This is a genomic window from Kitasatospora sp. NPDC001261 (assembly GCF_042896795.1).
Taxonomy (GTDB): Bacteria; Actinomycetota; Actinomycetes; order Streptomycetales; family Streptomycetaceae; genus Kitasatospora.
In genome coordinates, this window is sequence record NZ_JBIAXP010000003.1 from 104,584 (window position 1) to 130,592 (window position 26,009).

The window sequence follows — 26,009 nt, forward strand, 5'->3', positions numbered from 1 at the left end:
CGAGGCGTCCGGTGGGGGGTGCGACCGGACGTCCTCGACGGGGCAGGAGTGCGTATAGTCGGAAATGTCGCACTCCCCAGCATTCTGCCGCCACAGCACGAGGTCAAGCCGGTGGACGACGCAGTAGACAGCGCACAGGGCGTACGAACGGATGCGAGCTCCGGCCGTCACGCCGTGGTCCGCAACGGCAACGGTCAGTATGCGATCTGGCCGGGCGACTTGACCGTCCCGGCCGGCTGGCAGCAGGTCCACGGGCCGGCCGGGCGGGCCGACTGCCGGGACTGGGTGGAGCGCGAGTGGCGCCCGGCCGGGCTGGGCTTCCCCGACGGCGCCCCGGTACGGCGGGCGGCGGGCGGAATCGCCGACCCGACGGCCGGATCGGCGGACCCGTCGGCCGGATTCCCGCACACCGTCGCCGGATTCGCGGACACGGTGCACGGGCTGTTCCGCGCGCGGGCGGCGCACGACCCGGACGCGGTCGCCGTCATCGCCGCGGACGCCACGCTGAGCTACCGCGAACTCGACCTGCGCAGCGACCGGTTGGCCGCCGCGCTGCGGGCGCGCGGGACCGGCCCGGAGCAGGTGGTGCCGGTCTGCCTGGACCGCGGGGCGGGCCTGGTCACCGCCTGGCTGGCCGTGCTCAAGGCCGGCGGGGCCTTCCTGCCGCTGGACCCGGCCCACCCGCCGCGGCGACTGGCCCGGCTGGTCGAGGACTGCGGGGCACGGGTGGTGGTCGCGGACGGTGACGGGTTCCCGGAGGCGCCCGGGGTGTCCGTGCTCGGGGTGTCCGCGCCCGGGGTGTCCGTGCTCGGGGTGTCCGCGCCCGGGCCGGAGGACGGCGGGGAGCCCCTGAACTCCGGGGCGTACTTCGCCGGGGACGACGGCGTCGCCCCCGACGACCTCGCCTACCTGATCTACACCTCCGGCACCACCGGCCGCCCCAAGGGCGTCCCCGTCACCCACCGCGCGCTGCTGTTCACCCTCGACCGGATCGTCCACGCCTACCGGCTGCGCCCCGGCGAACGCGTCCTGCACCTGGCCGCGCTGGGCTCCGACACCGCGCTGGAGCAGGTGTTCGGCGCGCTGCTCGCGGGCGCGACGGTGGTGCTCGGCGGGGGCGGCGGCGCGGGCGGCACCTGGGCGCCCACCGAGCTGGCCGGCCGGCTGCCCGGGCTGGGCCTGGCCGTCGCCGACCTCACCCCCGCCTACTGGCACCACCTGCTCGACCTGCTCCCGCCCGGCGGGCCCGGCCCCCAGGGGCTGCGCCTGGTGGTGGTCGGCGGGGACGCCGTGCACGCCGCCGACAGCCGGCACTGCCTGGAGCGGCTGCCGGGCGCCCGGCTGCTCAACGCGTACGGGGTCACCGAGGCGGCCGTCACCTCGACGCTCTGCGAGGTCACGGCGGAGCTGCTCGACGGGGGTGGCGGAAGCTCCGCGGGGGCGGGCGGCACCCCGGCCGCGCCCGTGCCGATCGGACGGCCGCTGCCCGGGGTGCGGGTGCACGTGCTGGACGCCCGGCTGCGCCCCGTCCGGCCCGGGGAGAAGGGGCAGATCCACCTCGGCGGGCCCGGCCTGGCCCGGGGCTACTGGCGGCAGGCCGGGCTCACCGCCGAGTCCTTCCTGCCCGACCCGTACGCGCCGCTGCCCGGCGAGCGGATGTACCGCACCGGCGACGCCGGGCGGTGGCGGGCGGACGGGCAGCTGGAGATCCTCGGCCGCTTCGACGACCAGGTGAAGGTGCGCGGGCACCGGGTGGACCCGGCCGAGGTCGAGGCCGTCCTGGCCGCGCACCCCGACGTCCGGCAGGCCCGGGTCGCGGCCGACGGCGAGGCGGCCGACGGCAGCCGCACGCTCACCGCGTACTACACGCCCGCCTCCGGGACGGCCGTCGGGGCGCCGGGGCTCCGGGCGTTCCTGGCCGACCGGCTGCCGGAGTACCTGGTGCCGGCCGAGTTCGTGCCGCTGGAGGCGATGCCCCTCACGGCGGCGGGGAAGATCGACCGGCGGCGGCTGCCGCACGCGCCGGTGCGCTCCCCGGCGTCGGCTCCCGTTCCCCCGTCGACCCCTTCGCCGGCTCCCGCACCCGGCCCCGCCGGAGCCGGGGCGCTGGAGGCGGCCGTCGGGCAGCTGTGGGCGGAGCTGCTCGGCGTCGAACACGTCGGCCCGGACGGCGACTTCTTCGCGCTCGGCGGCACCTCGCTGCTCGCGATGGAGATGCTGGCGCGGGCCCGGATCCTGCTCGGCATCGACGTCGGGCAGGTGCGCACGCTCACCCGGGCGCTGCTGCGCGAGCCCGTCCTGCGCGCCTTCGCGGCGGCGCTGTCGGCGGCGCGCGCGGACACCCCCGCCGGGGCCGCACGGGACGCGGCGGTCGACTGGTTCGCGGAGGCCCGGCTCACCGAGGACCTCCGGCAGTCCTGGAGCCCGGCGCCCTCCCGCGCCGAACCCGCCGAGATCCTGCTCACCGGCGCCACCGGCTTCTGCGGCGCCCACCTGCTGCACGCGCTGCTCGCCACCACCCGGGCGCGCATCCACTGCCTGGTCCGCGCGCCCGACGAGGAACACGCGCTGGAACGGCTGCGGGCGGCGCGGCAGCGCTTCCTGCGGCAGGACCTCGCCGACCGGCGGGTGGTGCCGCTGGTCGGGGACCTCACCCGGCCGAAGCTCGGCCTGACGGACCGTCAATTCAACTGGCTGGCCGGGCACCTGGACGCGGTCCACCACCTCGGCGGACAGGTCAACTTCCTTTACCCGTACCACCAGCTGCGTGCGGCCAACGTCGGCGGCACCCGGGAGGTCGTCCGGCTCGCCGGGCACAGCCGGGGCATCCCCGTGCACTACCTCTCCACCCTCGCCGTGCTGGCCGGCTTCGGCGCGGCCGGCGTCCCGAAGGTCACCGAGCGCACCCCGCTCGCCCACCCCGAACGGCTCGGCGTCGGCTACGTCGAGAGCAAGTGGGTCGCCGAACAGCTGCTGCACAACGCGGCCGCCGCCGGGTTGCCGGTCACCGTGCTGCGCACCAACGACGTCACCGGGGACCTCGCGTCCGGGACGATGAACACCGGCACCGAACTGTGCGCGCTGATCGCCTACTTGGCCGACAGCGGGACCTACCCGGACGTGCGACTGCTGCTCGACTTCGTCCCCGCCGACCGCTTCGCCCGGGCCATCGCGCACATCGCCGCCCACGCACCCGCCGCCGGCGAGGTCTACCACCTCACCTCCCCGCGCCCGGGCACCCTCGCCGACCTCGCCGAGCGGCTGCGGGTGCGCGGCCACCGGATCGCCCCGCTGCCGTACGGGGACTGGGTGCGGCGGCTGGTCCGGTTCGCCGCCGGGAACCCGACGCACCCGATCGCGCCGTTCGTCCCGCTGTTCGTGGACCGCGCGCCGGGGTCGGAGCTGTCGGTCAGCGAGATGTACTTCCGGCCGACGTTCCCGCTGTTCGAGCGGGCGAACGCGGACGCGGCGCTGGCCGGGAGCGGGATCGAACTGCCGCCGGTGGAGGCGGGGTTGATCGACCACTACCTGGCGGGGCTGGAGCGGGAGGGCTTCCTGCGGGCGGCGTCGCCGTGAGCCCCTCCGACGCGCTCGAAGCACTGGATGTGCTCGGCGCGCTGGATGTGCGGCACGGGCCCGGCGACGGCCCGGTGGCCTTCGGCGGGTCGCTCGGCGCGCTCGGCCCCGGCGGGCTGCTGGCGGCGTACCGGCGCGGGCTGTTCCCGCTGCCGGCGGCGGACGTCTACGCGAGCGCGTACAGCGAGGCGGTGTACGGGGACGCCGTCGAGGCGGGGGAGGTGGCGCTGCTGCCCGGCGGGGCGGACCCGTACGCGCTGGCCTGGTGGTCGCCCGACCCCCGGCCGGTGATCGCGCCCGACGGTGTCCGGCTCGGGAGCCGGCTGGCGCGGCGGCTGCGCAACCGGTCCACGTGGTGGACGAGCGCGGACCGGGCCTTCGGACGGGTGCTGGCGGCGTGCGCCGAGGGCCGTCAACCGGATTGGCTCACCGAGGAGTTGGCGGCGGTGCTGGTGCGGCTGCACGAGCTGGGGGCGGCGCACAGCGGGGAGGTGTGGGAGGGGGAGGAGCTGATCGGCGGGGTGTTCGGGATCGCGGTCGGGCCGGTGCTGAGCCTGGACTCGATGTTCCACCGCCGCCCGGACGCCGCCCGGGTCGCCGTCGCCGACCTCGGGGCGCGGTTCGGTGCGGCGGGCGGGCGGCTGCTCGACGCCCAGTGGGACGGGCCGCACGTGCGGAGCCTCGGGGCAGAGCCGATGGCGCGCTCGCGGTACCTCGCGGAGCTGTCGGGCGGGGGCGGGGCTTCCGCTGTGGTCCCGGACGGGGCGCCGCTGCCGGTGGCGCGGCTGGGAGAATCGGCACGCCTCCGCTGACCTGCGGTTAAACCTGATCGGGCTGGCTTTTTTGGCCTGTCTTCGACAAACTTATTCCTCGTCAGTAACATGACGCCGCGTGTTCAAAAGTTCCATAGGCAGGGCCTCCGGCCCCGCCGTCCTCACCCTCACCCTCATCCTCGCCGGGGCCACCGCGTGCGGGCCGACCGACCCCGGCACCACCCAGGCCGGTGCCGAACCGGCCGCCGCCACCGTCGACGACCCGGCCGCGACCGCCGCCGGGGGCAGCCCGGCCGCCGCCGCCCGGCCCGCCGGTGCCACCCCGCACGCCAGAGCGGCCGGCCCCGCCACCGGCCGTCCGACCCCGGGCAAGGCGCCCGTCACCGCCGCGCCCGCCGGCGACCAGCAGGCCGCGATCGGCAGCCCCGGCAAGGACGGTGGCGCCGTCACGGCGGCGACGAAGAACCTCCAGCTGACGGCGTACGACCCGGCGGGCGGGACGGCGGTGCTGTCGGCGACGGGGCCGGGCGCCACGGCCCCGACCTCGCCAACTGCCGCCCCCGGCACCGCTCCTGGCGCTTCTTCCAGCGCCGTGCCGAGCGCCGTACCGAGCGCCGCCCCCAGCGCGGCCGCCGCCGTCCAGCCCGGGCAGCTGATCGCCAGCCCGCCCACCGCCGCCGCTCCGCAGGGCGCCCTGGTCGCCGTCACCGGCGTCCGCCCCGGCGCGGGCAACACGCTCGCCCTGACCACCCGCCCGGCCACCCTGGCCGAACTCCTCGGCGGCACCGAGGCCGACGGCAATGTCCCCGTCGACCCGCACGGCATCACGGTGACCCCGCTGGTCAAGGACCTCAAGGCCACCGCCGGCCTGACCGGCAACGGCGTCCAGGCCGACGCCTCCGGCACCCTGGAGGTGAACCTCAAGGCCCCCGTCCCGCTGCCCGACGGCGCCAGCCTCGACGCCTCCGGCTCGCTCCAGCTCCACCCGGCCGTCCACTTCGCCTACCACGGCGCCGCGGCCGGCAGTCCGCGCACCGCCTCGATCGGCTTCGACCTCGGCGCCCACGCGCAGTGGAAGGTCGCCGGCGACGCCGCCCGCAGCACCGGCGCGGCGCCCATCCGGGTGCCCTTCGCCAAGCTGCAGGCCAGCCCGGTGCTGACGGTCGCCGGCCTGCCGGTGGTCGTCAACCTCGGCCTCACCTGCTACCTGGAGGTCAGCGCCGACGGCCAGGTCCACCTGGAGGCGGAGCAGGACGCCACCGGCACCTGGGCGGTCCGCGCCGACTACACCGGCGGCAAGGGCTGGACCCCGGTCACCAACGCCGACACCAAGGTCACCCCGGTGCACGTGCGGCTCAATGGCAAGGCGGGCGTGCGGGCCGCGCTCGGCGCCGAGATCAGCCTCGGCCTGTACGACACCGTCGGCGTGGAGGCCACCGTCGCCCCCTACCTGCGCGCCCAGGCCGAGGGCTCGCTGGTCGCCGACTCCTCCGGCAACCCGCCGCAGGTGCAGGGCAGTTGGTCACTGGTCGGCGGCGTCGACCTGAACGGCTCTCTGCTCGCCCACCTGAAGGTCTTCGGTACCCCGATCATCGAGGGCAAGCTGCCGCTGCCGCCCTTCCACCGGGAGTGGCCGCTGCTCGGGGGGTCGGCGACGCTGCCCGCGCCGCAGCACAGCTGATCCGACGTCACTTCGTGGGCCCCTCAACCGGGTTGTCCGGTCGAGGGGCCCTCGTCGTGGGTAGGCTCGGGTCGAAGCTCGGGCCTGAGTTCGAACCGGTCGGAGGGGGTGCGGGGGCGGGATGCGGAACAGACAGGTGGCCTACGGCGTTTCGGTCGCCCTGGTGTGGGCGGTGTCGCTGACGCTGTACGCCGCCACCGGGATCGGCTGGTGGGCGGCCGTACCGGCGGGGCCGGCCGTGCTGGTGCTGCTGGCGGTCCTGTGGCCGCGGCGGCGGGGGAGCGGGGCCGGGCGGGGAGGGGATGTCGCCTCGTGGGGCGCGCCCCGCTCCGCGGCCGGGGCGGCGCCCGGCCGCGCGGCCCCGCTGCCGGAGAGTTCGGCGGTCTGGGAGATGGGGGACCCGGCCGGCCCGCCGGTCGTCAAGGGCCCCGTCGCCGGAAGCGCCGTCCTCCCGGAGCGGATCGACTCCACCGAGCGGGACGACGACCTGGTGATCGTCGGGAGCGGTGCCGCCTCCCGGTACCGTCCCCTGCACGAGTACGCCCAGGACCCGCTGACCCCGGCGGCCGCCGAGACCGTCGCCACGGGCCTGGAGCGGCTGTTCCTCCGCCTCGGCCCGCCGCCGGGCTCCGCCCACGGCCCCGACCAGTCCGCCCCCGCACCCCGAGGTGACGACCGGTGACCACCCCCGAGGAAGGCCGCCTCCGCCGCCCGACGGCCCTGGAGATCGCCACCCAGTGGGCCCAACTCCCGCCCGAGCACCTGCGGGCGGCCCTGGAGCACCTCGAACTGGAACTCCAGCGGGAGCACACCCGGGAGACGGCAAGGGAACGCCACCGGGCGTCCCTCGAAACGGTCCGCCTCAAGGAGGAGCACGCGACCGAGCGCGTCCGGATCGCGGCCCGGGAACGCCGCGACCAGCGAGCCCACCAGCTCTACGTCGGCGGCCTGGTGGCCGGCTTCGTGCTCGCCGCCGGGATGCTCGTCGGCTCGGTGCTCGTCGGCCTCGACGGCCGCCAGTGGCTGGCCGGCCTGCTCGCCGGGCCCAGCCTGATCGCCCTGCCGGTGGTCTTCGTCCTGCGCCGCAGCGACCGCCCCACCGCCCGCCCGCGCCCCCTCCTGCCGTCCTCGGCCCCGGATCAACTCCCGGGCGACCAACCGGCGTAGCCGGGGGCGGGTGCCCGCGTCGGGTTGGTCCTGCGGCGTCCGCCGTGGTGGAGGCGTGTCGTGGATTCCGGAGCGCCCCGCCGCCGTGGAACCGGGCGGCCGGCGGCGTCCCGGAGCGGTGCGTCAGGTGCCGCTGGTCGGGGTGTCGTCCTTCTTGACGCCCAGGAGGATCTGGTCGAGCACCGAGACGTCCGGGGCGGCCGGGTCCTCGTCCACGCCGCCGTCGAAGACCACGTAGCCGCCGCCCTTGGCGGGGAGGGCGGCCAGCAGGACGAAGCCCTGGGTGCCGTCGGTGTTGGTGATGTGCCAGCGGGTCGCGTACCCGGCCACGCCGGCCACGGTGATGGTGCCCGAGCCGTAGTCGGTCTGCGAGGCCATCCCGCTGAAGATCTGCTTGGCGACCGTCGGCATGGCGGCGTCGGCGGCGGCCTTGGGGGTGTCGCCCTGGACGGTGTTCTTCTCCACCGAGAACCGGCCGCGGATGCAGGCCTTGCCGTTCGCGCAGGTGTAGCGGCCGCTGCCGAGGTAGACCGACCACTGCGGGGTGTCGGTCGCGGAGACCTCCCAGCCCTCGAACACCGGCAGGGTGATCGAGTGCTGCTTGTCCGCGACGGTGCTCCGGAGGACCGGGGCGGGCTTGGGCGTGGACGGCTTCGGGGCGGGGGTGGGGCTGGTCGTCGGGCCGGTGCTGCTGGTGACGGGGACGGTGGGGTCGGTGGTCGGGGCCGCCGCCGGGTCGCCGCCGTGGCTGAGCGCGATCCCGGCGACGCTGCCGCCGATCGCGAGGACGCCGACCGCGATGCTGATGAGCACGCCGGGCTTGACCCGCTTGGGAGTCGGGGCCGGGGGCGGGTAGCCGGGGCCGGGCTGTCCGTAGCCCGCGCCGGGGTAGGCCTGCCGGGACGGGTGGGCCGGGTAGGCCGGGTACGCCTGCTGCGCCGGGTACGCCTCCTGGCCCGGGTAGCCGTAGGCGCCCTGGGCCGGCCGGACGTCGCCGGTCCAGGCGTTGCCGTCCCACCAGCGCTCGTGGCCCGGGGCGCCGTCCGGGCCGGGGACCGGGTACCACCCGGGAGGCGTCTCGTTGCTCACGGCCGTACGCTACCCGGCGGTGTGCCGCCCGGGCCGGGGAGGGGTGCCGCGCCCACCGGCACCCCGGCGGGCGGTGGCCGCGAGGGTCACGGCCGTGGTCGCGGCGAGGGCCGCCCAGGCGGCGGTGAAGCCGTGGGTGGTGTCGCGGAGCAGCCCGAGGGCGGGCGGGACCACGACGACGGCCACTTGGTTGACCGCCATGACCAGGCCGAGGGCGAAGCCGGTCCGTCCCGGCGGCGCCGACTCCGCCAGGTGGGCCACCCAGGGGCCGTACCAGCCGATCCCGAAGAAGCCGAGCCAGGTGAACAGGACGGCGGCCGCGGCGGGGGACCGGCCCGCCGGCGTCGTCAGGACCACCAGCCCGGCCACCACCGCGGCCAGGCAGACCAGGACGGGCCGGTACCGCCCGGCGCGGCTCCGGTCGCTCCAGGCGGCCAGCGCGATCCGGCCGACCGCCCCCGCGACCTGGACCGCCACCAGGACGGCGGCGCCGGCGCCGGGGCCGAGGGCCGTCACGTCGTGGAGGTACAGGGCGCCGAGCACGCCGATGCCGCTGTGCACCGAGACCATGGCCAGGCCGGAGAACAGGATCCTGGCCATGGCCGGTTCACGGAGGATCCGCAGCCGGGCGCGGACGGAGGCCGTCGGTGCCACGGGGCCCGGGGCAAGGCTACGAGCCGGGGCGGGAGCGGGGCGTACCGGCGGGGCGCTCGGCGGGCGCCGGTAGAGGGCCGTGAAGAGCCCGGCGCCCAGGAGCGCGACCAGCCCGCCGACCACCAGTGCCGCCCGCCACCCGTACGCCACGGCCACCAGCGGCAGCACGGCGGCGGCGAGCGCCCCGCCCAGCGGCAGTCCGGCCTGGCGGACGCCCATGGCCAGCCCCCGCTGGGCCGGGTCGAACCAGGAGGCCACCGACTTGCTGCCGCCCGGCTGCACGGTGCTGTACCCGGCGCCGACGGCCAGCAGGACGGCCAGCAGGGAGGCGTACCCCTGCGCCAGGCTGCCGAGGAGCAGGGCCGCGGCGACCACGGCGGCGCCGAGGCCGACGACCCAGCGCTCGTTGTACCGGTCCAGCAGCTCGCCGGCCACCAACAGGCCGACCAGCGGCACCAGTTGGGAGGCCGACAGGAGCAGGCCGAGTTGGCTGGTGCTGAGGTCCAGCGCGTGCTGCAGGGGGACGGCCATCGCCCCGATGCCCTGGACGAAGAAGCCGGAGGCGGCCTGGGTGACGGTGGCGACGGCCAGGACCACCCAGCGGTACCGGAGCGGGCGGGCGGTGTCCCCGGGAGCCGCCGGTGCGGAAGTCGTCGGATCGGAAGTCGGTGAGGTGGAAGTCGCCGGTGCGGAAGGCTTTCCGGTGTCGGTGTGCTGACGCATGCCCAGCAGCCTGCTGTCATGGTCTTATGCACCTCAACCCTTACGGCGAGAGCGCCGTGCACCTGGCCGCGGCCCTGGCCAACCGGCGCCCCGGGACCGCCGAGGAACTGGCGGACCGCTGCCGCGCGGCCGGGCTGGTGGTCGACGGACCGGTCCGGCCGGCGGACCTGGCGCGCATCCTGGCCCTGCTGGACACCTGGGAGTCGGTGGTCGACGCGACTGACGACCGCGAACGGGCCGAGCGGCTCAACCGGATGCTCGCCGCCGACGCCGCCCACCCCCGGCTGACCGACCACACGGGCGGCTGGCACCTCCACTACCGCGACGACCACCAGTCGTTCGGCGCCGTGCTGTCCACCCTGATCGCCGTCGGCACCGCCTTCCACCTGGTGGGCCGCGGCATGCGCCGGCTCGGCCGGTGCGCCGTCGCCGAGTGCGCCACCGTCTTCGCCGACACCACCCGGACCGGCCGCAAGCGCTACTGCACCCAGCGCTGTGCCAACCGCGACGCCGTCCGCCGCCACCGCCGCGCGGCGCGGCCGGCGAACGGCACGGCCCGCGCGTGACCGTCCCGGCCTCGGGAGCAGGAAGTCGGCCCGGCCGACTTCCTGCTCCGACTGCCCCGGGGGCCGTGTCGGTGCCGAGGGCTACGGTGTCGATCATGACCGACTACGACTGGATCCACCGGGGCCCCATCGACTGGCTGGAAGGACAGGGCTACGGAGAGGACGAGACCGTCCTGGTGTACTTCCGGGGAACCACCCGGGCCGCCGTGGCCGACGGGCTGACCGCGCGGCACCGTCCGCCCTTCGCCCGGGGCGAGGAGCCGGCGCCCGGCGAGTGGGGCGTGATCGTGCACCCCATGCTCAACCCGTCCCGCAACGACTACGACGACATCGACTACCGCGGGCTCTGCCCCGAGGGCGCCGAACTGGTGGTGTTCGTGCCCAACCCCTGCATCGTCAAGGCCCACGGCCCCAAGGCGTACCACTACCGGGACGGCCGGATCTCCTCGTGCGTCGACTACGAGGGCGCCGAGCACGTCGGGGAGCGCTGGCCCAACGCGCTGGCCCCCCTCGTCACGGCGGCCGGGCTGGGCATCGGGGGCGAGTTCGCCGAGAGCCCGGACCACGAGCAGCGGCTCACCGCGCTGATCTGCGAGCACCTGGGCCTGCCGGCCCTGGACCGGGCCGCCATGACGGTGGACCGCGAGCTGATGGACGACTACCAGTAGGGGCCCGGCTCGTGGGGGCGTTTCCGGGCGGGACCGGTGGTGGATCGTGTACGGCACCGGCTGGATAGCATCGTCTTATGATCTCCTCCAGCGCCCGCACCACGGTCTTCGACATCGACGGCACGCTCTGCTTCGACGGGCGGACGATCGACAGCCGGATCCTCGCCGCCCTCGACGCCTGCGAGCGGGCGGGCCACCAGCTGGTCTTCGCCTCCGCCCGGCCGGTCCGCGACCTCCTGCCCGTCCTCGACGGGGCCTTCCCCACCGCCACGCTGATCGGCGGGAACGGCAGCCTGGTCTCCGTCGACGGACAGGTGCGGGCGCGGGCCGCGTTCGAAGCCGGTGAACTCGGGCGGCTGCTGGCCGAGGTCGAACGCTTCCGGGCCGGCTACCTCGCCGACGGCCCGTGGGACTACGCCTACACCGGACCGGCCGACCACCCGATCCGCGGCCGGGTCGACCAGGGCGGCCTCGCCCGCCGGGTCGAGCTCGCCGAACTCCCCGCCGTCGTCAAGTTCCTGGTCGTCGACGCGACCGACCTGCCGGCCCTCGCCGAGGCCGGCCGCGCGCTCGGGATGACCGTCAACCACCACCTCGACGAGGCGATCATCGACTTCGCCCCGGGCACCACCAACAAGTGGGAGGCGCTGACCTCGCTGGGGATCGACGCCTACAACGCCTTCGGCAACGACATCAACGACCTCGACCTGCTGCGCAACGCGCGGCACTCCGTCCGGGTCGGCGGCCACCCGGGCCTGGACGGCGTCGCCCGCGTCACCGTCGCCGCCGAACCGGAGGCCGTCGCCGCCGAGATCTCCCGCCTGGCCGAGGCACCCGTCCGGTAGTCGCCGGTCGCCGGTCGCCGGTCGCCGCTCGCCACGCGGGCACGGCGAGCCGCCGGGTGCTTCCCGTGGTCGCCGCCGCCGTGCCCCATCGGGACCCGACGCCCGGTCAAGGCGTGGGAGCATCAGGGGAGATGACCGCCGTCCGGCCCCGGGGGAGACCATGACCGCGCCCGTCGATCCGGTGCCGAGCCACCGGGCGATCGAGAACCTGATCGCGCGCTACGCCGAACTCGTGGACGACGGCGACTTCGCGGGCCTCGGCGCCCTGCTCGCCGACGCCGTCTTCGTCGGCAGCGGCGAGCCGGTGCGCGGCGGCGCGGCGATCGAGGCGATGTTCCGGGAGACGGTGATCATCCACGCCGACGGGACACCGCGGACCCAGCACGTCACCACCAACGTGGCGGTCGAGGTCGACGAGCCGGCGGGGACGGCGGTCGCCCGCTCCTACGTCACCGTGCTGCAGGCACTGCCCGGGCTTCCGCTGCAGGCCATCGCCGGGGGCCGGTACCACGACCGCTTCGCGCGCGGGGAGGACGGGCGGTGGCGGTTCGCCGAGCGGCGGGTGCGGATCACCCTGGTCGGCGACGTGAGCCGCCACCTGCGGCGGTAGGGTGCCGCCGACCGGGACGACGAGGGGCGGGGCAGTGGTGCGGGAACGGTTGGCGGGTGCGGCGCGGGCCGCGCTGGGCGGCGGGCGGCGGCTGGAAGCGGTCGAGCGGCTGGCGGGCGGCAGCAAGAAGGGCGTCTACCGCCTGCGGATGGACGACGGGACGACGGCGATCGCCTACCGCTGGGACCGGACCGAGAACTACTGGCCGGCGGCCGAGGGCGACGACGACCTCGCCGACCCGTTCTCGCCCGGCCTCGGACTCGACCTGTTCGAGGCCGCGCACACGCGGCTGGACGCACTCGGCGTCCGGGTCCCGGCGCTCCGGTTCGTCGAGCGCGCCACGCACCGGGACGGTGGGAGTGCCCCGGGTGCGGCCGATCCCGCGGCCGACGACCCGGCCGACCGCACGGCCGACCTCGCGATCGTCGAGGACGTCCCCGGCGAGAGCCTGGAGAAGCTGCTCGCCCGCGACCCGCACGCCGCCGCCCCGGTCCTGGCCCGGCTCGGCGAGGCACTGGGCGCCATGCGCGGCCACCGGGCGCCCCGCTACGGGAAGGTGGCGGTGGTCGACGGGGGAGGAGCGTCGCACGGGCCGTCGTGCGAGGGCGTCGTGCTGGACCGCGCGCTGCGCGACCTCGCCGAGGCGGCCGCGCGCGACCCCCGGATCGCGGAAGCCCGGGACCGGTGCGCGGACCGGCTGCGGGCCCTGGCGGCGGCGGTGCGCCCGCGCGCCGAGTACCCGGTGGTGCACGGCGAACTCGGGCCCGACCACGTACTGGTGGACGCGGACGGCCGCCCGGTGCTGATCGACATCGAGGGCACGATGTACTTCGACGTCGAGTGGGAGCACGTCTTCCTGCGGATCCGCCTGCCCCGGGCCGACTACCGGCCGCTGGCGGCGGACGGCCTGGACGAGGACCGGCTCGCCCTCTACGCACTGGCCCAGCGCCTCTCGCTGACGGCGGGACCGCTGCGCCTGCTCGACGGGCCCTTCCCGGCCCGCGAGGCGATGGCCGCCATCGCCGAGCACAACCTGCGCCAGGCCCTGCGCCTGCTCGGCGACTGAGGCCGGGTGGGGCGGATGGACCCGTGGACGGCAGACCCCCGGACCGCTCTCGCCGAGGCGGGCCTGGACGAGTGGGTCCGGTGTCGGGCAGTGGTCGTAGGCGATCAGTGGGCGGGCGACGGTGCGGCCGCTGTGCTGTTCGGGGCCGAGTCGGCGCTTGACGGACTCGATCAGGACTTCAGCGGATGCTTGCCGGGCCATGGTGTGAGGCTGCGGTAGGACGGTCGCAGGCAGGCCGGGCCGCAGACCAGGTGCGGCTTCAAGTCCCGGAACCAGCGCGAGCGCGAGCGGCTGTAGCCGGCTCGTCCGGCCGGTGCCGAGCGCCGGAGTGTCGTGGGAGGCGGGCCGGCGGGGCAGACCCGGGAACATGCCCTGTACGTGGGCGCGGGCGAAGCGGATCCGGTGGCGCGTCGCCGGCTGGACGGCCTCCCGGGGCGGACCTGATCGCGGGGTGGCCGCGATCAGGTCCGCCCCGGCCGGTCAGCCGGTGAGCTGGGCCTGGAAGACGGCGCTGTTGAAGTACGCCCGGGCCTCGCGGATGAGGCCGGTGTCGTCCAGCTCGTAGACGTTGATGCCGGACCAGTTGACCGGTTTGCCGTCCAGGGCCACGGCCGCGCCCCGCCAGGAGACGGCGACGTGGCTGCCGACGGTGTGCGCCTCCAGCGGCGTCAGCCCGAGGAAGGGGCGGAAGCCGGGCAGGACGGAGGAGATGAAGGCGTGGATCGCGGGGCGGCCGGTGATCGGCGGCGCGCCGACCGGGTCGTGGAAGACGCCGTCCTCGGCGAAGGACCCCGCCCAGGCGTCGGCGTCGCCTTCCTGGGAGGCGCGGAAGAACTGGAGGACGGCGGGCGGCATGGCCGGGAACGTCATGGGAACTCCTTCGGGATGCGGTGACACGGTGACGTGGTGGTTTGGTGGAAGCGGTTGGAAGCGGCTCAGCGACCGGCCCCGGCCCTGACCCCGGTCCGCAGGGCGGCCAGGGCGGCGGCCGCGGTGAGCGCGACGAGGCCGCACACCCCTGGCCAGCCGAGCTGGGCGTGGAGGCGGATGCCGAGCCAGGAGCCGGCGCTGCCGCCGAGGAACGAGCAGGTCATGTAGGCGGTGTTGAGCCGGCTGCGGGCCTCCGGGCGCAGTGCGAAGATCCGGGCCTGGTTGGCGACCTGGCCGCACTGCACGGCCAGGTCCAGCAGCAGGAGGCCGGCGGCCAGCGCGACGAGCCCCGTCGCGCCGCCGGTGCCGCCGGCGGCGAGCACCGCGGCCGCGGCGAGGGTGGCGCCGGTGCACCAGGCGTTGACCCGCTCCGGGCCGTGCCGGTCGACCCGGCGGCCGGCGGCCGGGGCGCAGAACATGCTCGCCGCCCCGATCAGGGCCAGCAGGCCGAGGGCCTGGGCGCCGAGCCGGTAGGGCGGGCCGGTGAGCAGCAGGGCGAGCGCGGTCCAGGTGGCGCTGAAGCCGCCGAAGAGCGCGGCCTGGCCGAGTGCGGAGCGGCGCAGGGCGGGTTCGGTGCGCAGCAGCCGGACGGTGTCGGCGAGCAGGGCCGGGTACCGGTCGCGGACGGCGGGCGGGGTGGCGGGCAGGGCCAGGCCGAGGGCGAGGGCGAGCAGCGCGGTGAGGGCGGCGGCGGCCAGGTAGGGGGCGCGCCAGCCGAGCTGTTCGCCGAGGACGCCGCCGAAGGTGCGGGCCAGCAGGATGCCGCCGATCAGGCCGCCCTGGAGGGTGCCGATCACGGCGCCGCGCCGGTCGGGTGCGACCAGGCCGGCGGCCAGCGGGAGGAGCAGCTGGGGGACCACCGTGGCGAGGCCGACGACCGCGCCGGCCGCGACCAGCGGGCCGGCGGCCGGGGCGAGCCCGGCGGCCAGCAGCGCGCAGGCCGTCACGACCAGGAGCACAGTGATCAGCGGGCGGCGGGGGAGCCGGTCGCCGAGCGGGACCAGCAGGAAGATCCCTGCGGCGTAGCCGAGTTGGGTGACCGTGGCGAGGTTCGCCGCGGTGCCCGGTGCGATGCCGAGGCCGTCGGCGACGAGCGGGGTGAGGGCCTGCGGGAAGTAGACGTTGGCCACGCTGACGCCGCAGGCCAGCGCCATCACCAGGGGCAGCCGCCGGCCCGTGGCGGCGGGCCGGGGCGCGGGTTCCGGTGGCGGCGTCGCGGGCGGTGTGGGCCCGGGCGGCGCGAGGGCCGTGGGTGGCTCGGGCTCGGGCAGGACAGCCGGATCGATCCGGGGCATCGTGACTCCAACCGAACGAACTAGATGGTTCGAATGCTCGCCGTGAGCGTGCCAGACCGTCGCGGGATCGTCAAACGAACCAGTTCGTTACCATCGGCCCATGGCGTACGACTCGACGGCAACCAAAGAGCGGATCCTCACGGCGGCGGCCACCGAATTCGCCGCGTACGGCGTGGCCGGCGCCCGCGTGGACCGCATCGCCGCCCAGGCCCAGGCCAACAAGCGGGCGATCTACGACTACTTCGGCGACAAGAACAGGCTCTTCGCCGCCGTCCTGGAGCGCCTCATGGCCGACCTCGCCCAGGCCGTCCCGCCCGGCGACGAGGACCTGGCGGCGTACGCCGAGCGGCTCTTCGACTACCACCGCGACCACCCGGAGGCCCTGCGGCTGCTGCTCTGGGAGGCCCTCGAACTCGGCGACGAGCCCGTTCCGGGGGAAGCGGACCGGACCCGCCACTACCAGGACAAGATCCGGGCGGCGCGGCCGGCGGGCAGCGGCGACAGCGGCGGTAACGGCGACGAGGCCCGCGCGCGGCTGTTCCTCACGCTCGGCATGGTCGGCTGGAGCCTCGCCATGCCCCAGCTCCGCCGCATGATCCTCGGCCCCGACCACACCCTCGATGGACTGCGCACCGAGATCGCCGACGCCGTCCGGGCGCTGCCGACCGCCGGAAGCGGGCTCCCCGAGCAGTCGTGACCCCCGCCGTGCGGTCGCCCCGTCCTTTGCGGAAGGGCGTGGAAGGACGCGGAAAGTCGGCGGGTCCGACTTTCCACTCCCGGCGGACCGCGGGCGAATGCCGAGCCGGGCATTGTCCTCGGTTCGGGGGATTTGCGGCGGGATTTCTGACATGGACAGGGCGGTGGGGGAATTCATGGCCCGGAAGGGTGCCGTAACCGATGTGCGCCCTCGGAAGGGAGAACAGTCATGCGTCGTCGGATTGCCGCGGTCGGGATGCTGGCCGCCGCCGGAGTGCTCGCACTCGCCGTGCCCGCACAGGCGGCTACGGGGGTTCTGGTGGTGAACGGTGTGACGCACCAGAATCCGGCGCGGGGGTGCTACCCGACCGTGTCGCCGGTGGTCGTCGAGAACCTCACGAACGTGACGGTCGACGTGTATTCCGCGCCGAACTGTCAGGGGATGGTGACGCGGGAGGTGGCAGCCGGGATGACCGCGGCGACGGTCGGGTTCAGCTACTTCGTCAACTGAGGTACGTCGTCAACTGAGGCACTCCGTCAACTGAGGCCGGCCCGCCGGCCGCGCGACGGAAAGGGGCCGGGGCGGTGCTCCGTACGGAACACCGCCCCGGCCCTCACGTCGTCCGGTGGGTCAGTTCGACTGGTAGAAGCCGAGCAGGTCGACCAGCAGGTCGGCGTCCGACCAGCTCTGGTTCCAGAAGTCGATGATGCCGCCCTTGCCGCCCGGGGTCTGCGCGAGGTTCGGGACGGTCGCGCCGGCCGTCCAGTTCAGCGTCGAGGAGACCGGGCGCTGCGGGACGACCGCGGTGCCGTTCCGGTAGGCGGACCAGTAGTTCGGGTCGGTGTCGACCGAGAGGAAGCCGGCCCCGGCGGTGTTGGTGACGGTGGTGTTCAGCACCCAGCCCTCGACCTGCGGGGATGTGGTGTCGCCCTCCATCCCCAGCGCGAAGAAGCTGCGGCCCGGCATCGGGGCGCCCGTCCGGTCGGGGGTGGTCTCGCGGGTGTCGAGGACGCGCTCCGGCGACACGAGCGGGACCAGGGCGGACCGGCTGGCGGGGCTGTAGTAGCCGACCACGTCGACCACCGCGTCCGTCGGGAGCCAGCTGCCGTTGCGGACGGTGATCTTGCCGTCCTGGCCGACCGGCACGATCACCGCGTTGGCCACCGTCTGGCCGGCGGTGAAGTTCACGTTGGAGGTGGTCGGGACGGCCTGCCCGGTCGGGTAGGCGATCAGGTGGCCGTCCGCCTGCGGGTTGGTGACCGTCAGGTTGAGCGCCACGGCGGTGACGCCCGACGGCACCCCGTTGCGGCCGGCGACGGCGACGTCGAAGCCCGACGTCGCGGGGACCTTGCCCTGGGCCGTGCCGATGCCCTCGCGGGTGTCGACGATGCGGGTCTGCGGCACCGACTTGTAGCCGCTGGCGGTGCTGGGCGTGAAGTAGCCGGTGACGTCGGCGAGCAGGTCGACCGGGGCCCAGTCCGAGTTGAACAGGTACACGTAGCCGTCCGGACCGACCGAGGCGACCACCAGGTTCGGAACGGTCTGGCCGGGGACGAAGTTGAGGCTCGACGTCGTGGCGTTCTGGGCCAGGTCCTGGCTGGGCGCCACCGAGATGTGGCCGGAGCCCGAGGTGTTGGTGACGGTGACGTTGAGGACCACCGCGGCGACCCCGTTCGGGATCTGGGCGGCGCCGTCGATCTTCAGGGCCACGGTGCCGCGGGCGGGGACCTTGGCCTTGGCGGCGCCGATGCCCTCCCGGGTGTCCAGCAGGCGGGTGGGGGTGTGCGGCGTGAACTCGGCGCCGGCGGTGACGACCTGGACCTGGTTCTTGGCGACCACCGTCCCGCTCGTGAGCGTGACCGTGATGTCGAACGCGCCGACGGTCTTGTACTGGTGGATGTCGACGTGCGGGTTGGCGACGCCGGCGGTGAGGGCGACGGGGTAGGAGCTCGTGGTCCCGTCGCCCCAGGAGATGGTGAGGTTGCCCGTGGTGGTCTCGCTGGACGAGAGCGTGGTCTTGAGGCTGAAGCCGTGAGCGCTGAAGGCCGTGGCCTGTAGGTCGACGCCCAGGTTCGCGGCGTTCTGCGCGGCGGGTGCGTTCTGGGCGGGCGCGTCCTGCGCGGGCGCACCCTGTGCCGGGGCCGCCGCCCGCTCGCCGGCCTTCGACGAGACGACCGTGCGGTCGGCGGAGCTGTTGAAGGTCTTGCCCGGGAGCTTCTTCGTCGCGTCGAGGCCAGCGACGCCGGAGGCGGGCGAGGAGGGTGCCGCGGCGGGAGCGGCCGCCTGGGCGATTCCGGACGAGGTGAGACCGACACCGGCCGCCACGAGGGCAGCGAGAACCACAAGTCGGCGATTGCGCACCGATTCCCCCACAGTTTCATCAAATGCCGAACGGATTCGACACAGTTCGAATGTGTGTTCAGCGTACAGGTCGTGCGCAGGTCATGGGACCGGGTTTTTCCGGGGCGTTCGACGGTCACTCGACGGGGCGTTCGACCCGTGGGCGATTTACGACCCATGGATGATTTAGGAATTGACGCCGCATTTGCGCGGTCCGGGGTACGGAGTCGGAAAACACGGGAAGGCCCCGGTTCGTACAAAGGCACCGCGGAACGATCCCCGGAAGACACCCCAGGAGGTCCGATGCAGATCCCCGGTCCCGAGCCGAGAGCGGACGGCGGGGTGGGCGCCATCGCGCGGGCGGGCGGGTTGCACGACTACCAGCTGTGGCTGCACGCCGAGTACGGGCCCGTCGTGCGGTTCCAACTGCCGGGGGCCGAGACCGCGGTGTCGATCGCCGACCCGGTGCTGCTGGAGGCCGTGGCCCACCTCGACGAGCGCCCGCCGGGGCTGTTCTCGTTCCTGGACCCGCTGTTCGAGGCGGGCAACCTCCAGGTGCTCCCGGCCGGGGAGCACGGCCCGTGGCGCCGGCTGCTGCTCACCGTCCTGGCCGGACGGCCCTCGCACGAACGGCACTTCGCCCGCTTCACCGCCCTGGCGGCCGGGCTCGCCGACCGCTGGGCCGCCTTGCCCGCCGGTCAGGCCGTCGAGCTCCAGCGGGAACTCACCGGGCTCTCCCTCCGGATGATCTGCGGCTACGCCCTGGACGGCGGGACGGAGGACCCGGACGGGGGGATCGAGGACCCGGAGGGTGTGGTCGAGGCCTTCGAGGCGGTGCTCACCGACCAGTTGGAGCGCCTCTACCGGGTGCCGTCCGAGCAGCCCCCGGAGCAGCGCGCCGAACGGGCCGCCCGGGCGCTCGCCCGACTGCGGGCGACGGTCGACCGGGTGATCGCCGCGCACCACCGGGGCCACCCCGGCGGCCGGAGCGGTGGGGACGGCAGCGGCGGGGACGGCAGTGGTGGGGACCGCAGTGACCTGATCGGCGCCCTCGTCGAGGCCGGGGAGAGCCCCGCGCGGATTCGCGACACCGTCCTCGCGGTGATGCTGGCCGCCCACCACACCATGGGCGTCGCCGTCTCCTGGACCCTGCACCTGCTCGCCGCCCACCCGGCGGCGGCCGCGCGCGTCGCCGAGGAGCTCGACCGCGTCCTCGGCGACCGCCCGGTGCCCGACCACGCCGACCTGCGCCGGCTGCCGTACCTGGGGATGGTCCTGCGCGAGTCCCTGCGCCGGTACCCGCCCGGCCCGTACGGCGCCCGGCTGACCACCGGGCCGCTGGCCGTCGGCGGGTACGTCGTCCCCGCCGGGGCGGTGGTCTTCCTCCCGATCCGGGCCGTCCACCTGAACCCCGCGTACTGGCCCGAGCCGGAGCGGTTCCGGCCCGAGCGGTTCACCCCCGAGGAGTCGGCGGGGCGGCCCCGGCTGGCCTGGATCCCGTTCGGCCTGGGGCCGCGCGCCTGCGAGGGGGAGGGCCTGGCCGTGGTGGAGGCCCAGGTGCTGCTGGCCGTGCTGCTCAAGCGGCTGCGCTTCCGGCCGGAGCCGGGCCACCGGGTGGTCCCGGTCGAGCGGTTCGTGCTCTGGGCCGCCGACGACATCCGCATGCTGGTCGAGCCGCGGGCCGCGGCGGGCGAGCCCGCCCGCTGAACGGGCTGAACGGCCCCGCGGAACCGGTCTGGCGGGAAACCCTATCGCGATATATCGTGAGTTCCTGTCCGCGCCGCTGACCCCAACGCGCGAAGACCATCGCCGAGTTCAGGACGGGAAGTATGCCGGGAGAGATCGTGCCCGCCGCAGGGAAGCAGGCCGCCCGCGGCCAGGAGTCCGCGATGCGGGCCTCCCACGCCGACCGGGACCGGGTGGCCGAGCTGCTGCGCATCGCGGCGGGCGACGGCCGGCTGACCTCGGAGGAGCTGGACGAGCGCCTGGAGGCCGCCCTGTCCGCGCGGACGATCGGCGACCTGGCCGGACTCACCACCGACCTGCCGCCCGTCTCGCTCGCCCCCGGCGGGGTGGTGGCGGAGGTCAAGGACGTCCTGACGATCGACCAGCGGTGGAGCCGGGTCAGGCGGGAGGGGCGCTGGGTGGTGCCGCGCCGCCTGGAGCTCTTCGTGGAGTGGTGCGACGTGACGCTCGACTTCACCGAGGCGGTGATCACGCAGGACACCCTGCAGATCGACCTGGACATGGAGGGCAAGACCCTGACCCTGATCACCGGGCCGGGCATCGTGGTCGACACCGACGGCCTGGCCCTGGAGTTCAGCCGGATCAGGAACCGCCGGGCGCCGGACCGCGGTGCGCCGGTCACACTGCGGATCGAACTGGTCGGCAGGAAGCGCCACGGCCGCGTGGTCGTGCGCCGACCCCGGCGGACGGCCGGACAGTGGCTGCTCGGGAAGCCCCTGGCCCTGCCGCCCGGCGACTGACGGTCCGTCATGGCGGCGGAGGCGGTTTCGTGTCGTACGCCGCAACCGTCGAGCTCCGGCCCCGACCTCCCCTACCCTTCCTCCATGCTCTCTGTGGTGGTCGCCCCTTGGGCGGGAAAAGCGGAGCCGGTGTTCGTCCACAATCCGGACGAACTTCACGACGCCGCCAGCACGATGAAGGTCGCGGTGCTCGCCGCGCTCTGCCGTGGCGGGGCGAACCTCGACGCCGAGGTGCCGGTGGTGAACCGCTTCGAGTCCGTCGTGGGCGGCGAGTTCGGCAACGACCCGGACTGGGACAGCGATCCGCTGCCCTGGGAGCTGGTCGGCACCCACGTGCCGCTCCGGCTGCTCGCCGAGCGGATGATCACCCACTCCTCCAACCTGGCCACCAACATCTGCCTGGCCCGCACCACCCAGCAGGCCGTCACCGAGGTGTGGCGCCGCGCCGGTGCCACCCACAGCTCCACCCCGCGCGGGATCGAGGACTACGCGGCGCGCGCCCAGGGCGTGCACAACCGGGTGACGGCCCGCGACCTGGTCCGGCTGCTGCGCTCGCTCGCCGGGGAGCCCGAACTCCTCGCCCTCCTCGAGTGCAACGAGTTCCGGGTGGACCTGGCCGCCGGCCTCCCCTCCAACACCCGGATCGCCTTCAAGAACGGCTGGGTCCCCGGCGCCCGGCTCGGCGTCGGCCTCGTCCAGCCGGCCGACTGCCCGCCCTACCTGATCGCCGTCTGCTACACCGGCCCGCTCGCCGACGGCACGGACCGCACCGACCCGGCGGCCCGCCTGCTCGCCCGCGTCTCCAAGGCGGTGTGGGACCGCCGGGACCAGATCAGCCGCCCGGCGCCGGTGACCCGGCCGGTGCCCTCGGCCGGTCCTGCGCCGCTCCGCTCGGCGGGTTGATCCGCACCGGCCCCGCGTGGCCGGTGCGTTCGCCACGCTCCCCGTCGGGCTTCGGACCGCCCCCGTTCTGGTGTTCGGCGCCAAACCGTAACCGATCGTGCGCGCATGATGATCGGTTGGTTGCGGTATCCGATTGAGGCGTCCTGCTCAAGCGGTCGGGGGTGGGCTGAGAATGTCGTCCCGTCTACGGATGTTCGCCCGGTGGATCACGGCGACCGCCGTCGCCGCGGCCTACGTCGCGCTGCACCTGCTGGTCAACGTCGGCACGGGGGTGGATGTCGAGGCCAGCAGGGCCGGTGCGCTCTGGTGCGGGGCGATCGCCCTGGCCCTGCTCGGGCCCGCCCTGTGGCTGCGGCACCGGCGCCGGTCCGGGGTCGCCGAACTCGTCGGGCTCGTCGACCGCTTCGGCGCGCGACAGCCACGGTGGCGGCGGGCCGTCCGGATCGCCAACGGCGCCGGGTACCTGCTGTTCGGGGGCGGCACCGCTGCCGTCGCCGTCTCGGAGCGGGGCGAGGGCATGGGCCTGACGGTGTCGTTCGGGGTGCTGGTCGGCGGAGTGGCGGCCGGGGCGGCGGGACTGCTGATCCTGCGCCGCACCCGCCCGCTCGCCGCCCGCGGGGCGGCCCAGGCCCTGTTGCGGGACGGGCGCAGGCCGGTGCTCTACCTGCGCAGCTTCGACGACGACGCGACCGCCGCCCGGGTGGACGACGGGGCGGAGATCAACCTCCACAGCCGGGAGGAGCAGTTCGCCGCCGCGCTGGGTGCCGTCGGACCGGTGATCGCGGTGGGGCGGCCGGGGGAACCCCTGCCCCTCCTGGGCGCGGCCCGGTTCTACCTGCCGCTCGACGACTGGCAGGGCACCGTGCGGCGGCTGATGGACCTGTCCCAGCTGATCGTCCTGCGCCTGGGGAAGGGCGAGGGGCTGCGCTGGGAGATCGGCGAGGCGCGGGCCACCCAGCCGCCGGGGAAGCTCGTCCTGCTGGCTCCGCGCGGACTGTCCGACCTGGCCGACCAGTTGAACGAGGGCCTGCCCACCCCGCTGCTGCCGAAGGAGGCGGTCACGGGTGAGGACTGGATCGGCGCCGTGATCGCCTTCGACGGCCACTGGACGCCCCGGGTGTTCCCAGTGGTGGAACGCAAGGGACCGTGGGCGTGGATGGAGCGGGTGGGCCTCACCACGCCGCAGACGCCCACGGTGCACCTGGCCCATGCCATCCGGACGGCCCTGGCGGCCACCGGGTGGCGGCCCCGGCGGACGATGACCTGGCGAGCCCAACTCGCGACGAGAAAGGCGGACTTGACGGGCGTGGGGTTGGCCGTCGCGCTGACCCTGCCGGGCTGGCTCGGCTACCGGGTGCTGCAGCTGGCCGGTCTGTGGTGAATCGGTGAACCGACAGGAAGAGGGGGAAGCGTGGACAGGTCGAAGCAGCACAGGGCCGTGGTCGGATGGGGTGCCGCGGCGTCGCTGCTGATCCTCGCGATGGTGGCGTGGGACGTACTGCTCGCCGCGGCCGACTGGCGCGTCTACCTGGTCGTCCAGGACGCCCTCGCGGGCAAGGCGACGGAGGCGGAGTTCACGGCGGCCGCCGACTTCTGGGACTCCGTCAGGGGGCCGCGGTGGCTCCTGTTGCTCGTCCCGGTCTACGCGGTGTTCGCCGTGTGGATGTGGCGGGCCCGGCTCAACGCCGAGGCACTGGGCGGTCCGGGCAGCCAGCGCCGGGCGCGGGCCTGGGCGCTCGCGGGCTGGATCACCCCGGTGGCGAACCTCTGGGTGCCGTACCAGGTCGTCTCGGACGTCTGGAAGGCCAGTGCGCCCGAGCGGTCGGCTCCCCGGGCGCGGCTCGCCGTGTGGTGGGGAGCGCTGCTGGTCGGAACCTACGTGGGCAACGGGTACGTGAACCTGGTCAAGAACGAGCTCGACACGGTCGACGACCTGCGCCGGCTCGTGACCCTGTCCACCACCAGCGCGGTGCTCGACGTGGTCGCCGGCGTGATCATCCTCCATGTCATCCACCGCGTCAGTACCTGGCAGACCCAGCGGCGCGCCGAAGCGCGCCGCTGAATCCGCCGGCCGTCAGTACGGCTGCACGAGGACGTGCGCCGCGCCGGGGATGCCGACCTTGAGCAGCTCGTCCTCCTCCGGCGTGGTCGCGGTGCCCGTCTCCTGCTTGAGGACGGCCCGGGACAGGGCCTGGACCCACATGGCGCGCGGGCGGCGGCGGGCCTCCCAGGCGGTGAGGGCGGCCGGGACGGTGTCCTCCGCGTCCAGGCTCTGGGCGAGCACGAGCGCGTCCTCGACGGCCATCGCGGCGCCCTGGGCGAGGTGCGGGGTGGAGGCGTGGGCGGCGTCGCCGGCCAGGACGATCCGGCCGACGTGCCAGGGCTCCTCGACGGTGACCTGGGAGATCCGCGAGTAGACCACGGCGGCCGGGTCGGTGATCTGCGCCAGCGCCTCGGCGATCGGGCCGCCGAAGCCGGCCAGCCGCTCGCGCAGCTGCTCGTGGGCGCGCTCCGGGTCGGGGCGGAAGTCCTCGGCCTCGGCGAAGACCGAGCCCAGGTACATCTGCTCCGCGCTGATCGGGGTGAGCAGCGCCTTCGCGTTCAGGTTGCCGGAGGACATCACCACGCCCCGCACCTCGGGCGAACGCGGGACGGTCACACGCCAGTTGGCGAAGCCGGTGTACTCGGGGGCGTACTTCTCGCCGTACAGGTGGCGGCGCAGCGGCGAGCCGATGCCGTCGAAGCCGACGACCAGGTCGTAGCGGGCGACCTGCCCGTCGGTGAGGGCGGCCTCGATGCCGTGGGCGTCCTCGCGCAGGGTGCCGATGGTGGTGCCGAAGCGGAGGGTGGCGCCCGCCTTGACGGCGGCGTCGGCGAGGACGCGGGCCAGCGCGGGGCGCGGGATGCCGTTGTTGGAGGGGGCGTCGCCCATCCGGGGCTGCGGGATCTTCGCGAGGGTGGCGCCGGCCGGGTCGCAGATGGTCAGCACCTCCCACTCGAAGCCGGCGGCGAGGCAGTCGTCCAGGACGCCGATCTCGCGCATCACGTGCAGGGCGTTGGACGGCTGGATGATGCCGACGCCGAGGGCCTCCAACTGCTCGCGCAGCTCGGCGACGTCGACCTGGTGGCCGCGCGTGGCGAGGGCGGTCGCGAGGGTGAGGCCGCCGATGCCGCCGCCGTTGACGAGGACGCGCAGGGGTCTGTTCATGAGGGGGGCTCCGAAAGGAAGTTCACAGGAGGTGCGGGGGTGCGGGGGCGGTGCGGGGGCCCGGCCGGAGCCGGTCCGGCCGAGCGGGCACGGCGGTCGAGGGGAAGGGTCGGCCGGGATGCCGGTCCGGCCGGGGCCGGTTCAGCCGACGGGTGCGGCGGCGAGCTCCATCAGGTGGTCGACCAGGGCGAGCAGCAGGTCCCGCCCGAAGGCGCGCTCGCGCACGTCCCCGAGCAGCATCGGCACCTGCGGGTCGAGGTCGAGCGCGGCCCGGATCTCGTCGGGGGTGCGGGTGTTGGTGTTGTGGAAGCAGTTGATCGCGACCACGAACGGGATGCCCCGGCTCTCGAAGAAGTCGATGGAGGCGAAGCTGGTCTCCAGCCGGCGGGTGTCGGCGATGACGATCCCGCCGAGGGCGCCGTTGACCAGGTCGTTCCACATGAACCAGAAGCGCTCCTGGCCGGGCGTGCCGAACAGGTAGACGACCAGCTCGGGGCTGACCGTGATCCGGCCGAAGTCGAGGGCGACGGTGGTGGTGGTCTTCTGGTCGACGCCGGCCAGGTCGTCGACGCCGACGCTGGCCCGGGTCAGGTACTCCTCGGTGCGCAGCGGGGCGACCTCGCTGACCGAGCCGACCAGGGTGGTCTTGCCCACGCCGAAGCCGCCCGCGATCAGGATCTTGACGGCGGCCGGGGCGGCGGGGGCGTCGGTGGCGGAGTGGGGGGTTGCCAT

Annotated in this window: 24 protein-coding genes; 17 read left to right on the forward strand and 7 right to left on the reverse strand. The window is 75.0% G+C overall.

The features are described 5' to 3' along the window. Nucleotides 1–111 precede the first annotated feature (111 nt). The 5 genes from ACFY4B_RS05490 to ACFY4B_RS05510 all read left to right on the forward strand — a co-directional run bounded on the left by ACFY4B_RS05490 (nt 112) and on the right by ACFY4B_RS05510 (nt 7,197). On the forward strand, nt 112–3,576 hold the full coding sequence (locus ACFY4B_RS05490) for an amino acid adenylation domain-containing protein (protein WP_387966572.1): 3,465 nt from the start codon (nt 112–114) through the stop codon (nt 3,574–3,576). Then, nucleotides 3,573–4,388, forward strand: coding sequence for a leucyl/phenylalanyl-tRNA--protein transferase (locus ACFY4B_RS05495; protein ID WP_387966573.1), 816 nt, complete (start codon nt 3,573–3,575; stop codon nt 4,386–4,388). Before ACFY4B_RS05490 ends, ACFY4B_RS05495 begins: the two co-directional genes overlap by 4 nt. 79 nt (nt 4,389–4,467) lie before the next feature. Further along, nucleotides 4,468–6,030 (forward strand): hypothetical protein, encoded by a 1,563-nt coding sequence (locus tag ACFY4B_RS05500; protein ID WP_387966574.1) that lies wholly within the window; start codon nt 4,468–4,470, stop codon nt 6,028–6,030. 136 nt (nt 6,031–6,166) lie between these two features. After that, nucleotides 6,167–6,712 carry a hypothetical protein gene (locus ACFY4B_RS05505; protein WP_387966575.1) on the forward strand — a complete coding sequence of 182 codons (546 nt, stop codon included), beginning with the start codon at nt 6,167–6,169 and terminating at the stop codon, nt 6,710–6,712. Continuing rightward, entirely contained in the window at nt 6,709–7,197 is a 489-nt protein-coding gene (locus tag ACFY4B_RS05510) for a hypothetical protein (protein WP_387966576.1), read from the forward strand. The genes ACFY4B_RS05505 and ACFY4B_RS05510 overlap by 4 nt, the downstream gene beginning before the upstream one ends. A 123-nt stretch (nt 7,198–7,320) precedes the next feature. On the opposite strand, the gene ACFY4B_RS05515 is transcribed toward ACFY4B_RS05510, so the two are convergent. Both ACFY4B_RS05515 and ACFY4B_RS05520 read right to left on the reverse strand, forming a co-directional pair. After that, entirely contained in the window at nt 7,321–8,286 is a 966-nt protein-coding gene (locus tag ACFY4B_RS05515) for a DUF2510 domain-containing protein (RefSeq protein ID WP_387966577.1), read from the reverse strand. 9 nt (nt 8,287–8,295) lie between these two features. Next, on the reverse strand, nt 8,296–9,537 hold the full coding sequence (locus tag ACFY4B_RS05520) for an MFS transporter (RefSeq protein ID WP_387966578.1): 1,242 nt from the start codon (nt 9,535–9,537) through the stop codon (nt 8,296–8,298). A gap of 152 nt (nt 9,538–9,689) precedes the next feature. On the opposite strand from ACFY4B_RS05520, the gene ACFY4B_RS05525 reads away from it, so the two are divergent. From ACFY4B_RS05525 to ACFY4B_RS05545, 5 genes are all read left to right on the forward strand, one after another. Continuing rightward, nucleotides 9,690–10,229 carry a CGNR zinc finger domain-containing protein gene (locus ACFY4B_RS05525; RefSeq protein ID WP_387966579.1) on the forward strand — a complete coding sequence of 180 codons (540 nt, stop codon included), beginning with the start codon at nt 9,690–9,692 and terminating at the stop codon, nt 10,227–10,229. A 95-nt stretch (nt 10,230–10,324) separates the two neighbouring features. Next, on the forward strand, nt 10,325–10,897 hold the full coding sequence (locus ACFY4B_RS05530) for a hypothetical protein (protein ID WP_241853023.1): 573 nt from the start codon (nt 10,325–10,327) through the stop codon (nt 10,895–10,897). Between the two features lie 77 nt (nt 10,898–10,974). After that, nucleotides 10,975–11,742: an HAD hydrolase family protein gene (locus tag ACFY4B_RS05535; protein ID WP_387966580.1), complete on the forward strand. Its 768-nt coding sequence runs from the start codon at nt 10,975–10,977 to the stop codon at nt 11,740–11,742. Nucleotides 11,743–11,902: 160 nt separating this feature from the next. Next, entirely contained in the window at nt 11,903–12,352 is a 450-nt protein-coding gene (locus ACFY4B_RS05540; protein ID WP_387966581.1) for a nuclear transport factor 2 family protein, read from the forward strand. A gap of 34 nt (nt 12,353–12,386) precedes the next feature. Beyond that, on the forward strand, nt 12,387–13,418 hold the full coding sequence (locus ACFY4B_RS05545; protein WP_387966583.1) for an aminoglycoside phosphotransferase family protein: 1,032 nt from the start codon (nt 12,387–12,389) through the stop codon (nt 13,416–13,418). Between the two features lie 480 nt (nt 13,419–13,898). Here the strand turns inward: ACFY4B_RS05545 and ACFY4B_RS05550 are convergent, their stop codons facing one another. Both ACFY4B_RS05550 and ACFY4B_RS05555 read right to left on the reverse strand, forming a co-directional pair. Continuing rightward, nucleotides 13,899–14,288: a nuclear transport factor 2 family protein gene (locus ACFY4B_RS05550; RefSeq protein WP_049655217.1), complete on the reverse strand. Its 390-nt coding sequence runs from the start codon at nt 14,286–14,288 to the stop codon at nt 13,899–13,901. A 65-nt stretch (nt 14,289–14,353) separates the two neighbouring features. Then, the gene (locus ACFY4B_RS05555) at nt 14,354–15,502 is read right to left on the reverse strand and encodes an MFS transporter (RefSeq protein ID WP_387966741.1); all 1,149 of its coding nucleotides are present in this window, start codon (nt 15,500–15,502) and stop codon (nt 14,354–14,356) included. Between the two features lie 241 nt (nt 15,503–15,743). Here ACFY4B_RS05555 and ACFY4B_RS05560 point away from each other — a divergent pair, with 241 nt between their 5' ends. Together ACFY4B_RS05560 and ACFY4B_RS05565 are read left to right on the forward strand one after the other, a co-directional pair. After that, a complete protein-coding gene (locus tag ACFY4B_RS05560; RefSeq protein ID WP_387966584.1) occupies nt 15,744–16,340 on the forward strand; it encodes a TetR family transcriptional regulator in 597 nt (198 codons plus the stop codon). A 228-nt stretch (nt 16,341–16,568) separates the two neighbouring features. After that, complete coding sequence (locus ACFY4B_RS05565) at nt 16,569–16,850, forward strand: hypothetical protein (protein WP_387966585.1); 282 nt, start codon at nt 16,569–16,571, stop codon at nt 16,848–16,850. Between the two features lie 120 nt (nt 16,851–16,970). On the opposite strand, the gene ACFY4B_RS05570 is transcribed toward ACFY4B_RS05565, so the two are convergent. Continuing rightward, a complete protein-coding gene (locus tag ACFY4B_RS05570; protein ID WP_387966586.1) occupies nt 16,971–18,665 on the reverse strand; it encodes a hypothetical protein in 1,695 nt (564 codons plus the stop codon). A gap of 318 nt (nt 18,666–18,983) precedes the next feature. Between ACFY4B_RS05570 and ACFY4B_RS05575 the strand changes: the two genes are divergently transcribed. The 5 genes from ACFY4B_RS05575 to ACFY4B_RS05595 all read left to right on the forward strand — a co-directional run bounded on the left by ACFY4B_RS05575 (nt 18,984) and on the right by ACFY4B_RS05595 (nt 24,131). Next, complete coding sequence (locus tag ACFY4B_RS05575) at nt 18,984–20,387, forward strand: cytochrome P450 (protein ID WP_387966587.1); 1,404 nt, start codon at nt 18,984–18,986, stop codon at nt 20,385–20,387. A 122-nt stretch (nt 20,388–20,509) separates the two neighbouring features. After that, nucleotides 20,510–21,166, forward strand: a complete 657-nt coding sequence (locus ACFY4B_RS05580) for a DUF1707 domain-containing protein (RefSeq protein WP_387966588.1) — start codon at nt 20,510–20,512, stop codon at nt 21,164–21,166. An 84-nt stretch (nt 21,167–21,250) separates the two neighbouring features. Then, a complete protein-coding gene (locus ACFY4B_RS05585) occupies nt 21,251–22,069 on the forward strand; it encodes a serine hydrolase (protein ID WP_380779363.1) in 819 nt (272 codons plus the stop codon). Nucleotides 22,070–22,241: 172 nt separating this feature from the next. Beyond that, nucleotides 22,242–23,450 (forward strand): transferase, encoded by a 1,209-nt coding sequence (locus tag ACFY4B_RS05590; RefSeq protein ID WP_387966589.1) that lies wholly within the window; start codon nt 22,242–22,244, stop codon nt 23,448–23,450. A 30-nt stretch (nt 23,451–23,480) separates the two neighbouring features. After that, complete coding sequence (locus ACFY4B_RS05595) at nt 23,481–24,131, forward strand: DUF4328 domain-containing protein (RefSeq protein ID WP_387966590.1); 651 nt, start codon at nt 23,481–23,483, stop codon at nt 24,129–24,131. Nucleotides 24,132–24,143: 12 nt separating this feature from the next. Here the strand turns inward: ACFY4B_RS05595 and ACFY4B_RS05600 are convergent, their stop codons facing one another. Then, nucleotides 24,144–25,277: an FAD-dependent monooxygenase gene (locus ACFY4B_RS05600; protein WP_387966591.1), complete on the reverse strand. Its 1,134-nt coding sequence runs from the start codon at nt 25,275–25,277 to the stop codon at nt 24,144–24,146. Between the two features lie 141 nt (nt 25,278–25,418). Further along, complete coding sequence (locus tag ACFY4B_RS05605) at nt 25,419–26,009, reverse strand: ATP/GTP-binding protein (RefSeq protein WP_049654460.1); 591 nt, start codon at nt 26,007–26,009, stop codon at nt 25,419–25,421.